This is a genomic window from Collinsella sp. AM42-18AC, from assembly GCF_003467965.1.
Taxonomy (GTDB): domain Bacteria; phylum Actinomycetota; class Coriobacteriia; order Coriobacteriales; family Coriobacteriaceae; genus Collinsella.
Map to the genome: position 1 here is coordinate 90,997 of NZ_QSFY01000001.1, position 12,942 is coordinate 103,938.

At 59.7% G+C, this 12,942-nt stretch carries 8 protein-coding genes; all 8 read right to left on the bottom strand.

The features are described 5' to 3' along the window. Positions 1–42: 42 nt before the first annotated feature. A complete protein-coding gene (locus DW913_RS00340; RefSeq protein ID WP_369832255.1) occupies positions 43–2,856 on the bottom strand; it encodes a phosphoenolpyruvate carboxylase in 2,814 nt (937 codons plus the stop codon). A gap of 258 nt (positions 2,857–3,114) precedes the next feature. Next, positions 3,115–4,428, bottom strand: coding sequence for a histidine--tRNA ligase (gene hisS, locus DW913_RS00345; RefSeq protein WP_117778828.1), 1,314 nt, complete (start codon positions 4,426–4,428; stop codon positions 3,115–3,117). Positions 4,429–4,732: 304 nt separating this feature from the next. Further along, a complete protein-coding gene (locus tag DW913_RS00350; RefSeq protein WP_199580701.1) occupies positions 4,733–4,948 on the bottom strand; it encodes a hypothetical protein in 216 nt (71 codons plus the stop codon). A gap of 10 nt (positions 4,949–4,958) precedes the next feature. Then, positions 4,959–5,141 carry a hypothetical protein gene (locus DW913_RS00355; RefSeq protein WP_089572657.1) on the bottom strand — a complete coding sequence of 61 codons (183 nt, stop codon included), beginning with the start codon at positions 5,139–5,141 and terminating at the stop codon, positions 4,959–4,961. Positions 5,142–5,180: 39 nt separating this feature from the next. Next, the gene (locus tag DW913_RS00360; protein ID WP_117797133.1) at positions 5,181–6,476 is read right to left on the bottom strand and encodes a M20 family metallopeptidase; all 1,296 of its coding nucleotides are present in this window, start codon (positions 6,474–6,476) and stop codon (positions 5,181–5,183) included. Between the two features lie 116 nt (positions 6,477–6,592). Beyond that, positions 6,593–7,576: a DMT family transporter gene (locus DW913_RS00365; RefSeq protein WP_117797135.1), complete on the bottom strand. Its 984-nt coding sequence runs from the start codon at positions 7,574–7,576 to the stop codon at positions 6,593–6,595. Positions 7,577–7,776: 200 nt separating this feature from the next. Next, positions 7,777–9,966, bottom strand: coding sequence for a YhgE/Pip domain-containing protein (locus DW913_RS00370; protein WP_117797137.1), 2,190 nt, complete (start codon positions 9,964–9,966; stop codon positions 7,777–7,779). Continuing rightward, the gene (locus tag DW913_RS00375) at positions 9,967–12,741 is read right to left on the bottom strand and encodes a YhgE/Pip domain-containing protein (RefSeq protein WP_233541963.1); all 2,775 of its coding nucleotides are present in this window, start codon (positions 12,739–12,741) and stop codon (positions 9,967–9,969) included. It lies immediately after the preceding gene. Positions 12,742–12,942: the final 201 nt, after the last annotated feature.

Below are 12,942 nucleotides of genomic sequence, written 5' to 3' on the forward strand. Positions count from 1 at the left end.
AAGTAAACTGATGGCGGGCCCGGACGACTACAGGGCTATCGATTACCCCGTGTTTTGGAGTCCTGCCGAGACGCCGGTCACAGTCGAAAGAATCAGGCTCATGTACTCGGCCTTCTTCTCCTCGGCCATCTCGTCCTGGTTCATACGCACCTCGCGAAGGGCGCGGACCTGGGCGATGGACAGGGCGTCGACGTAGGGATTACGCACACGGACGGCGCAGCCGAGCACACGGCGGCGCTGCAGCGGCCATTCGTCACCGACGATGGCAAGAACCCACTTACGCGTGAGCTGCATCTCGGTGAAGACCTTCTCGGACAAATCCTGGCGATCGCCTAGGTGCAGGTACATCTTGGCGATGCGCTGGTCGGTCTTGGCGATCGACATCTCGATGTTGTCGATAAAGGTGCGGAAGAACGGCCACTCCTGGTAGGCAGCCTTGAGCTGGTCAAGGTCGCCAAACTGCTCGCAGGCGGTGCCCAGGCCGTACCAAGCGGCCAGGTTAATGCGCGCCTGGCTCCAGCTGAAGATCCACGGAATGGTACGCAGGTCATCGAGCGACTTGGCACCCAGACCGCGCTTGGCGGGACGCGAGCCGATTGGCAGCAGACCGACCTCGGTCAACGGCGTCACGGTCGAGAACCACGGTGTAAAGTCCTCGGTGTTCAGCAGGTCCAGATAGCGCTCATGGCTTACTGCGTTGAGCTTCTCCGCCATATCCCAGAACTTCTGCGTGGTCTCGGTGTTGGTCTTCTCGACGCTCGGGGCCGACTGCAAAAGCGTTGCGGCGGCAACGGACTCAACATGGCGCTGAGCCAGCGTGCGGTTGCCGTAACGGGCAAAGATGACCTCGCCCTGCTCGGTGAGCTTAAAGAAGCAGTTGACCGAACCCTTGGGCTGCGCCAGCACGGCCTTGTTGGCCGGACCGCCGCCACGGCCCACGGCACCGCCGCGACCGTGCATGAGCACCAGGTCGATATCGTTCTTCTCGGCCCACTTGGCAATGCGCTCCTGCGCGGAGTGCAGCGCGAGCATGGCCGTGGTAGGACCGGCATCCTTGGAGGAGTCGGAATAGCCCAGCATGACCTCCATGCGGCGGTTGGTCTGGGCAAGGCGCTTTTGCACCACGGGCAGCGTAAGCATCTGGTCGAGCACGTCGACGCAGCCCTCGAGGTCCTCGAGCTGCTCGAACAGCGGGATCACGTCGAGCTCGGGGACATCCTCCTCGTGTGCAAAGGACAGGTGGGCCAGCTCAAAGACGTCGGCCACATGCTGGGCGCTCTTGGTGAACGAGATGATGTAGCGGTGCGCCATCTTCTTGCCGTAGCGCTTTTGGATGGAACCGATGGCACGGAAGGTGTCGATAACCTCGCGCGTCATGGGCTGCAGGTCGCCATGGATACCGTTCTCGTGGATATCCTTGAGGGCGCGGGCGTGCACCACGGAGTGCTGACGGAACTCCATCTCGACCATGTGGAAGCCGAAGGACTCGACCTGCCAGATGATGGTCTGGACCGGGCCGTAGGCGGCACGGACGGCACCGCAGGCGGCCAGGGAGCGCTGGACGACGCGCAGGTCATCCAGGAACTCATCGGCGCTGTGGTACATGGTATCGGTGATGCGACGGACGGTGGCGTTCAGACGGTCGGCCATGACGAGCATAACGGCGCGATGCGGCTCGTGCTCGGAGATCAGTTCAGCACGTGCGGTGTACTGAGTGCTCATCTCGACCTGATGGTTCCACAGGTTGATGAGTTCGGCAGACGGCTTGCTGTAGGTGGCCTCAAGCGTCAGGTTACGGCCGATGCGGCGGCACTTGTCCTCGAGCTTGAGCACCATATGGGTGAAGTACTTGGCAGCAACCTCGCGGCTCACCTTGGCGGTGACATTGGGGTTGCCGTCGCGGTCGGAACCGATCCAGCTGCCGGGGTGGAAGAACGCCGGGCACAGCGGCGGCACGGTGCCGGCCTTGTCGCCCAGCACCCAGTCATCAAAACGACGATAGATAACGGGAATGACGTCGAACAGCGTGTTATCGAAGATGTCGATGATGGTATCGGCTTCTTCGACCGGCGTGGGCTTCTTGAGCGCGATGGGGCTCGTACGCACCAGAGCGTCGATCTCCTGCAGCATATGGCGCTCGTTCTCCACCAGGTCGGAGCCGCCCAGGCGCGGACGCTCCTCCAGCAGGTTGGAGATACGGCGAATCTTGCCCTCGACGGCCTTACGACGGGCCTCGGTGGGATGTGCGGTAAAGACAGGGTGGAACTCGAGCTTGTCGAGCAGCTCGTTGGCGCCCTCGACACCCATCTCGTTTACCAACTGGTGATAGGCGACGGTGAGTTCGTTGGCGGGATCGACCTCGGTATCGGTCGACGCACCTGCCTCGCGCTCGCGCAGCTGCGCCACGCGGTAGTTCTCCTCCGACAGGTTTGCCAGATGGAAGAAGCTCGTAAAGGCGCGGACGATAACCTGCTGCTTATCGAGCGGCAGACTGTCGATCAGATCAACGACCTCGCGAAACGCCACGGCGGTGGGCTCGTCGGCAGTGGGCACGCCCTGCTCGTCGACGGACTCGTCGGCAGCACGGGTGCCGGGGTTTCCGGCATTGGCCACAATCTCGGCTGTCAAAATCTTGTCGAACAGGTCCGCGATCTCGGGATCATACTCGCTAAGCACACGGCGCTCCAGGCGCAAGAACAGCGCCAGATTGTCGCGCAGCTCCTCGGGGATCTCGATCTCGGCGAGACGCTCCTTGGATTCGGCATTCGAGCCGATTCGGTTAACGAGGCGGTTGACCACGGCAGCGACGCGCGCCGCGGCTTCGGGTACAGACTGGTTGCTTAGGTTCTCAGCCACGTTTCCTCCCATTCCTCCTTCTATGCACGTAACATGCGGTATTTATTATAGGCACTCGGCAAAAACTTTCGACGCTGATTGCGCTTTACCACACAAAAGTATTTTCTGCATTGCAAGGCTTTTTGCCCCAAATGGTCGTATTTCTCGGTGGGCGGCATATGCAAACGGGGGCATTCCGCATAAATGCGAAACACCCCCGTAACAATCGCTCTCAATGAGCTGAGCGCTTTAGTGAGTCCACAGCTCAAAAATCATGCGCTACAGGCGCTCACGAACCGCCTCGACCACGTTGGCCAGATCGACGAGGGCCTCGTCATGGCTCTCCATGTCGCGCACCTTGACCTTGCCGGCGGCAAGCTCGTCGCCGCCCAAGACCAAAATGAGCTTAGCGCCCACCTTGTCGGCCTGCTTAAACTGAGCCTTAAGCGAACGACCCTGATAGTCTGCCTCGGTCACGATACCTGCGGCGCGAAGCTCCTGCGTAATGGCAAAGACGTTCTGGCGCAACTCCTTGCCGGCATTGGCGACGTAGACACACGGGGTCTCCTCGGCGCCCAGGTCGCTGCCAAAGGCCTGCAGGGCCAGCAGGGCGCGCTCAAAACCAACGGCGAAGCCGACGCCGGCCGTGGGCTTGCCGCCCTCGAGCTCGACCAGGCCATCGTAGCGGCCGCCGCCACCGATGGAGCCGACGCCGGCGCCAGGGGCCTCGACCTCAAAGACGGTACGGGTGTAGTAGTCCAGGCCGCGCACCAGGGTGGGATCCTCGACGTACTCGATACCGGCGACGTCCAGATAGCGCTTGACCTGCTCGTAGTGCTCGCGGCACTCATCGCACAGGTTGTCGCCCATCAGCGGGGCGTCGGCCATGATCTCGCGGCAGTGGTCGTTCTTGCAGTCGAAGGCGCGCAGCGGGTTAAGCTCGGCGCGCTCGCGGCACTCGTCGCACATCTCATCGGCGTGGTCGAGAATGAACTGCTTAACCTGCTCGCGATAGGCCGGACGGCATTGGGCATCGCCCATCGAGTTAATGAGCAGACGGAGCTTGGACAGATCGAAGCCCAGGCGCTTGTAAAACTCCATGAGCATAATGATGCACTCGGCGTCTGCCGCCGGATCGGGAGCGCCGAGCCACTCGATGCCCACCTGATGGAACTGGCGCAGGCGGCCCTTCTGGGGACGCTCGCCACGGAACATGGCCTCGGCGTAGTAAGCCTTAAACGGCGTGGAGCCCTGGGGCACCAAGTTGTTCTCCACGACGGCGCGCACCACGCCAGCCGTGCCCTCGGGACGAAGCGCCAGGCGCTGCTTGGGCTTGAGCTTGGTATCGGTGCCCTCGGTAAAGACGCGCTCCAGGTTGGCGCCGCTAAACACGCGGAACATCTCCTTGCGCACGACGTCGGTCGACTGGCCGATGCCGTGGACAAACACGTCCACCTGCTCGATGGCGGGCGTCTCGATGGGCTTAAAGCCAAACGGCTCGAACACGCCAGCAGCGATCTGCTGCATCTTTTGCCAGGCGCGCATCTCAGCGCCGATAAGGTCGCGGGTTCCCTCCGCCTTCTGTGCCTGCATGGGCAAACACCTTTCTTTTGTATCGCGTCATAGGTAGTGGTCATTATACGGCACAAACACAAACAGCGGCGGTGCATCTGACCGAACGAGGGTATGGGGACTCGTTCGGCCAGATGCACCGCCGCGGTGTGCAATCTGCAATCCTTCCGCCTCTTCGGATCACAAAATCCGTTGGACGGAAAGACTTCGGGTCATCTCTTGAGCCCGTGGCTGCATGGGAAACCGAATGACGGTACGAGCATCCATTCGGCTTCCAAGGCAGCCACGGACAAAACGGGGCAAAGAGCTACGAGCGACGTCGTCCCTACTCCCCCGCCACGCTCGCGCGCAGCTTAGCCGCGATGGGCTCAGACGCCAGCAGGAACACCAGCATTGCCACCGAGCACGCCAGGCACACGATCCATGTGCTCGTAAAGGAGCCCGTGGCATCGAACAGTATTCCCGAGACGATGGCGCCCACCGTGCCGCCAACCATCTCGAGCGAGGTGATGGTGCCCGCTGCCTTACCCAGGTCGGCCATGCCAAACTGCTTAGACGCAGCGATCGTGGGCGTTGGAGATGTTGTACTGCGCAAGAGAAATTCCCAAGTCGCTGACGATGAGCGGCTGGAACAGGCTCATGCAGTTGACGAAAATGGTGTAGCACGTGGCCATGATCACAAAGCCGGAGGCCACCACGAGCCAGCCGGGGAAGAACTTACGTTGCTGAGACATACTGTTCCTTTTTAAGCAAACGAGTAGCAAGATTGGGTGCTACCGGTGGTCGGCGATGTAGCCCAAAGCGACGGCGGCATAAGCCGCGGCGCCAAGGGGAAGCTCGGCATCGCTAAAACGTGCCTTGGGATGATGCTGAGCAAAATGCTCGTCCGTATCAGTCACAGCAGCGCCCACGGTAAAGTACGCGCTCGGGATCTCGCTCGAGATCAACGCGAAGTCCTCGCTCGCCATGGCGTGGAACAGCGGCAGGAAGGCGGACTTGGGCAGCACCGCGCCCACGTAGCCAAGCGACGCCTGCGTCATGCCGTCGTCGAGTACGAGCGGGGGAACATCCGAGAGTGTCTCGATAGTCGCCGGCGTACGATAGGTCGTGGCAACGCCTTTGACGACCTCCGCGATGCGGGTCTTGAGGTGCTCCATGAGCTCGACGTCGAAGCCACGCAGCGTTCCCTCGAGCACACAAGTGTCGGGGATGACATTTGCGGCCTGACCGCCGGCGAACTTGCCAACGGTAAGCGCGACCTCCTTGGCCGCCGGCACCTCGCGAGAGATAAGCTCCTGAAGCGCCAGATGCACATGGACGCCGGCCGTGATGGGGTCGATGCAGATCTCGGGGCTCGAGCCATGGCCGCCCTTGCCCTGAAGCGTGATGCGAAAACCGTACACGCCCGAGAGCGCCGGGCTGCCGTAGAGCACCAGGCCAAGCGGCGACTGGCTATTGACATGCATGGCAAAGGCGGCCTGGGGACGCGGGTTCTGCAGCAGACCGTCGGCGATGGCGGCGCGGGCACCCTCAAAGGTTTCCTCGCCCGGCTGGAACAGCAACTTAACCGTGGCGTTGGCGTCGACAAGCGCAGACTCGCGGGCCTTGAGCAGGCGCGCCGCTCCAAGCAACGCCGTCGCGTGCATATCGTGTCCACATGCGTGCATGCAGCCGTTCGTAGAGGCGAAAGGCTCGCCTGACTCTTCGGCAACGGGCAGGGCATCCATGTCGCCACGGAGCATGATGACCGTACCGGCCTGTTCGTCCGTGCAGACGCCATTGCCCTGGGCCGCGGCGGCACCGGCGCCGACAAGGCCCACGACACAGGAACCATCGACGAGCGTGGCAAATGGGATTTCCATCTCGGTCAGGCGCGCTTGAATATACGCAGAGGTCTGTGGGAGGCTATTACCCAGCTCGGGCATCTGGTGTAAATCGTGTCGCCACGCAGCGAGCTCGTCTGCAAAAGCCTGAGCTTCTGCAACGAGACCGTCACCGATAGCGGCCTGCGCCGCTGCGGTGGCCTTGGGCGCTGATTGCGGTTGAAGATCGGACTGAGCTGGTGCCATAAATGCCCTCCAGTAACGTTTTTGCAGTAAGCACTTTGATAGCGTAAAGTGCAAGGTACAACTTTAAAGGCGAGTCATAAAAAACGCCGCCCCAGGAGGGCGGCGCAACAAGTTGTTTACAATTGCGAGCGCGGCTTTCGACGCAAAAAATCGAAGTGAGTCTCGCTCAAGATAATCGACAGGAAGATAAGCACAAAGCCGGCGAGCAGGCGCGAGGTGAGCGCCTCCCCCATCAGCAGCACCGAAAACAACACGCCCGAAGGCGACTCCATCGAAAGAAGCAGTGAGCCCGTCGAGGCGGGGACATGCGCCAAACCGACGTTTTGGACGAGCAGCGCCACGCATGTGCAGCCCACCGAGAGGAAAACAGCCACACCGATAAACTCCGGCGTCCATGCAGAGAGGGGCGCCTGAGTCTCGAATAGCAGCGACGTGATTAAACTCAAAACGCCATTGCCCACAAACATCCAAAACGTGATGACGTTGATGTCCATCTTGCGACCGTACTTGGCAGTCACCGCCATCTGGATGGCGAAGAAGATCGCGCCGCCCAAGGTAATAACATCGCCGGCATTGAACTCGACGCTATCGAGCGCTACCAGGCCAATACCCGCCAGGCACAACAACGCTGCACCCAGGTTATACCGGGTAAGCTTTTCACCGCTCAGGACATAGCTTGCAAACGGCACAAGGATGCAATACGTGCCGGTCAAAAAAGCGCTCTTGCCCGCCGTGGTCTGTGCCAGGCCGATCGTCTGCAAACCGTAGGCACCCCACATGAGCGCGCCCATGCCAAGCCCGACGATCAGGTTGCGGGCATTGAAATGAGCGATGATGCGCTTATGGAAAATTGCAAACATAACCAGTGATGCCGGGAGAAAGCGAACATAGAGCAGCGCGAACACCGGAATGGTGCCGAGTGCGTCCTTCATAGTGGTAAAGGAGTAGCCCCAGATGACCGCCACCGAAAGGAGCAGAACCTTCCAGAACAACGGCGAACGAGCACCGGCACCACGGGAGGTGCCGCCCGCACCCAGGTCCTCGCGAGCAACAGGGCTATCGGGCATGTTTTCAATTTCGTTGGCAGCGTATTGGGCCATGGAACATCCTCACACTCAAACTGGGCGTGGTGTCCGCACGCGTATGGCTGCGTGCCGCCTCATGGTCAAATAAAAACGGGACGCGCCGGACCCCCGGCACGCCCCGCTACTGTAGCAACAACCAGCGTTGCACCGCAATCCAGCCCACTAAAGCGTCAGCAAAGTGAACCTCGATGTTTTGTCAATGTCACGCTGTTGCACTAAATAAGCTTCGTGCTTTCAAGCTTTTCGATGATCCAGTCGTTGGCCTTGATGACCGGGCGGCGGAAGACGACGCCCAGGCCCAGCGACGGAATCAGATAGCTCGCCAAGATACCCAGCTCAACCCAGTACTCCATATGGTAGGCGCCAGCCATGGCGGCGTGCATGGCGTTGATGCCGTGGGTAAACGGCAGGAACGGGTAGATCGCCCGGAACACGGGGCCGGTCATCTCGATGGGGAACGTGCCGCCCGAACCGCCGACCTGCATGACCAACAGCACGACAGCGAGCGCCTTGCCGATATCGCCAAACGACACGGTGAGCGTGTAGACGATATTGGAGAACACGAGACTCGCGACCCAGCCCGCCAGCACAAACTGCAGCGGGTTGTCGCACTGAATGCCAAAGAACAGAATGTCGCCCGCGCACACGAGCGTTGCCTGCAGCAGGGCCAAACCGCCAAAGAACAGGTAACGGCCCAGATAGATCTCGTGCAGGCGTACGGGGATGAGCTCGTTGATAAGCTCATCGTCAACCGAGACCTTCATCATGGCCGCCAGAACAATCGAGCCCACCCACAGCGACAAAATCGTGTAGAACGGCGCCATGGCCGAACCGTAGTTGCGGATCGGATAGACCGGCTTGCGATCGAGCGCAACGGGGCCAGAAAGCGACACGGCGAGGCCCTCGGGGTCGTTGCCAATCATTGTCTTAATCATGGCCAGGTCACCCGACATCAGAGCGCTATCAAGCTCGTCCTTAAAAGCGCTGATCTTGTCCGACGCCTTGCCCAACTGATCAGAAGCCTTGTTGACCAGCGTCGCAGCCTTGGAGAGGCCCTTTGCGAGCGAGCCAGAGGCGTCGGTCAGACCGCTCACGGCGCTATCCAAGTCACCCGAGATACCGTTCAGGGAATCCAGAACGCCCGAAATGGTCTTCTTGAGCTCCTTGGCCTTAACCGAGAACGTGGAATCGTAGTCGGACTTGGCTCCCGAGATACCCGCCTTGGCATCGGCGATGGCCTGGTCGACCTCGGCACGCGAGTTGTTGACCTCCGCCATGCCGTCCGAAAGGGACTTTGCGGTCGCCGTCAGGTCCTTCGCATTGTTGCGGTACTCCACGGCAATTCTGCCCAGCGACGTCGCAGCGGACTCGAGACCGTCTTTGAGCTTGTCATCACTCACCTGGTCGGCAAGGTTGCGGAGCTGATCGGCCATCGCATCGATATCGTCAGCACGCGTATTGAGCGCCGCTGCGGCTTCGTTGAGCTGAGACACCGTAAGGTAAACATGCTGATTCGCGGCATCGAATGCCTTCGCAAGCTCGGCGGACACGTTGTCGAACGAGCCCGCGCTTCCGTCAATCGCCGCGTCAACGGCATCGTTGGCGGCCTTGAGCGCTTCCTTGGAATCATTGATGCCGCTCTTGGCGTGCTCCATCAGCTGCTTCGTCGACTCATCAACGGTGCCCGTCTGCTTGAGCATGCCGCCCGCCGATGTCAGTGAATCGGACGTGGAGCTCAAAATGCCCGCGAGCGACGTCGCACTCGTCTGAACGTCCTGCAGGTCCTCGACCGAATCGCCCAGCGTCGAGGACAGATTGGCGATAAAGTTGCTCACCTGGTCGGTACTCATATAGTCGAGCAGGCTGGACACGGTCTTAAGGCCGATGGTCGTGATGGTCTTGGTAAAGGTCTCGTTGACCTGACTCTGGACGGCGCTCGAACCCTTTTCAGTCACGATCTGTGCGATGGCGTTGGCCTTCTGGTTCTCATAGAACTCGATATCGGCGTGCTTCACCTCGGTCGAGAAAAGCGTCATCATGTCGGCGCTAAACGTTTTAGGGATAACGACGGCAGCGTAGTACGCGCCCGACTTAACGCCCTCAATCGCCTTATCGCGGTCGTTGAGGACGACCCAGTCGAAGTTCTCGTTGCCGCGCAGGGTGGCGGTTACGTTTTCGCCCACGTTGACCTCGACGGGAATCAGATCGCTCTCGTAACCCTCATCGGTGTTGACCACTGCAATCTTAAGGTTGCCGGTATTGCCGTAGGGATCCCAGCTTCCGGCGATGTTAAACCATGCATAGAGACATGGCACGATGATCAGGCCCATCACGACGACCATGCCGATCACGGAGCGAGACACGTTTTGGACATCGCGCTTAAACAGGTGCAGGATGTTTTTCATTTATGCCTCACCTCCTTTAGAGTGCTTGCCAAGCGGGGTGGTGTCCCCGTCGTTTCCGTTTACGTTGTCAGCGCCGTCGGCATCTTGAGCCTTACGATGCGCACCGATATGCGGCAGACGGCTCGTAGGCTGCTCGCCTCCCTTGGCGCCACGCTCGCTGGCGTTGAGACCAAACATGCGACGGGCGGCAGGGATCGCCGCCGTGTGCTCGCGCATCTCGCGGCGAAGGTCCTCGTCCGAAAGCGCCGAGATACGCATCTGGGTATTGAGGCTCGCACGGATGTATTCGATGTTGATGAGCCAGCCGCAGATGGCGATAACCGAAATGATCCAGATAACGAGCAGGATGATCTTGCCGTTATTGTCGATATCGAGCACCGTCGAAAGCACAAAGAGCAGAACCTGCACGCCTACCACGGCGGCAAAACCGCCCTTGATGTAGTACGGGTAGCGATGCTCAAACGCCACGGCATGATCGAGCAGCTCGCGACGGTACGAATCCGAATCGAGCATGACGCGCATGGCCGTGCGCAGCGAATAGCGCTGGCGCGGTAGGTCGTTGGACTCGCAGATCATTAGGCCCGTCGTGGAAAGCTGCTTATCAAAGAGCAGATTGAGGTTGAGCAGCAACGGGCGCAGCTGCAGACCGATAAAGAGCGCGATGGCAAGGAACACGCCCAGGACGCACAGGTTGAACAGGTAGTTGAACGAATACATGCCACCGACGGTCTCGCGCAGCAGGTTGATGCCATAAGTGAAGGGCAGCAGCGGATGCAGCCATTGGAAGAAGCCGGGCATCATCTCGATGGGATACATGCCCGACGAGCCGGGGATCTGCACAATGACGAGGATGACGCCAATGGCTTTACCGATATGCTTAAACGTGGTGGACAGCGCATAGATGATGTTGACGTAGGTGAACGAAATAGCGATGCCGCCCAGTACAAAGAGCAGCGGATTGACGCACTGAACGCCAATGACCAGGTCGCCCACCGTAACGATAATGGCCTGGAACGCGCCCAGGATCACCAGCAGCAGCCAGCGGCCAAAGTAGCCCTGACGCGCCGTAAAGCTACCGATGCCCTCGCGGTCGACCTCGAGTTTATAGATAGCGATGAGCACATAGCCGCCCACCCACAGCGCCAGATTGGTGTAGAAGGGCGCGATGCCCGAGCCAAAGCTCTTGACCGGATAGATTGACTTGGACGTCAGCTCAACCGGAGATGCCATGAAATCTGCCACGTCATTGACGTCGACGTCCATGAGGTCGGCTAACTCGCCCATAGACTCAGAGGTCTGCAGCGCCGCAATGTCATTGGCGGCGGTCGCGAGCTTGTCCTGAACCTTGGCAAGGGAGGCGTCGGTTTGGGACAGCGTGGTCTTTGCCTGCTTGAGCGTGGCGTCGAGCTGCGCCAGCGTGCCGCGCGCGCTCGCTATCGTGGGGGTCATACCCGACACAATGCCGGTCAAATCGCCCGAAACGGCGGCAAAGGAGTCAAGCGCGCTCGAAGCCTTCGGAAGTGCGTTCTGACCCAGATCGGTCTGAGCCTGACCGAGGTTAGCCGTACCGGTCTGAATTGCCGCGTTGAGTGCGTTGCTCGCGTTCGAGATTGCCGTAGCGTCGTTTGCCATGGCGCTCGACTGTGCAGAAAGGCCATCCTTGATGCTCTGCAGCTTCTGGTTTTGCTCGCGAAGCGAATCGATGGTCGATACAATGCGCGCGTCAATTTCCTCGGAACCTGTCGACGTGTCATTAACGAGAATCTCCAAGTGCCCGATAACGGCCTTATTGTGATCGATCGTCGCCTGGAGAGACTCGAGCGAGTTGTCGATGCGGGTGGTCGTAGATGTGACCGTACCCGTTAGCTTGCCAATCGCAGCGTTCGCGGAGGCTGACGTCTTGGTGAGTGCAAGGCTACCTTCCGAGAGTGCCTTGGAGAGCGAGGTGATAGAGTTGCCCGCCGTGGCGCGAGCCTCGCCCAGCAGGTCGTTGCCCTGGGAGATTGCCTGCGTCAGCGACGGTGCCTGACCTTGCAAGCCGGCAAGCGCCGCATCAGCCGAGGCGATAGCGCCACTCGTCTTATCGATGGCGGCATTCATATCGCCAATCGAATCGCGCACCTCACCCAAGGTGTCGGATGCCTCGGACACCGAACTTGTCAGCGAGTCCTGAGTCTGGGTTGCCTTGTCCTTTAAATCGACACCAGCATCCTTGGCGATACTGGCAACAGTCTCGCCCACCGTGGAGACAAACTCCGAGTTGATCTGCTCCTCGATGGTGTTGGCACCGGTATCGGTGACCTTGGGCGCAATGGCGCTCTTCTTCTCATTGACGTAATAGGTGAGCTTCGGCTGATGGTAATTGCCATCGAGCATCGAGACAAGATTGTCGGAGAAGTTCTTGGGGATTACGATCGCCGCGTAGTATTCCCCGCTCTCGACGCCCTCTTTGGCATCGGCAGCCGAGTCGACGAAGGTCCAGCCCAGCTGATCGTTTTCCTTGAGCTGGTCGACCACCTTATCGCCTGCATTGAGCTCGCCCACCAAGTCATTCTGGGTGCCCTGATCGTTGTTGGCGATGGCAATCTTGATACCTTGGGTGTTTCCGTACGGATCCCAGTTTGCCACGATGTTGTACCAGGCATACAGCGAGGGAATGACGCACACGCCCAAGGTAACCACCAGGGCGACGGGGTTCATAAGCAGTCGCTTAATGTCGCGCTTAAATATCGCAAAGGAGACCTTTGCGTTGGATAGTTTGCTGCCGAGACTCACGCTTGGACCATCCATCCTGTCGTTGAATCAAATCGTACTATCGACAACCATTGTACGTAGGCGCTTTAGCGTCTCGAAGCACAATGGTATTGAGTTTTGCGGGTAGCAATATACTACGAAGACGAATTAACGTACAGTTGTACAGTATCTTTAATTTTAGCAGGTCACAAAACCACAATCCGCACAAATCAGCAATCCGAA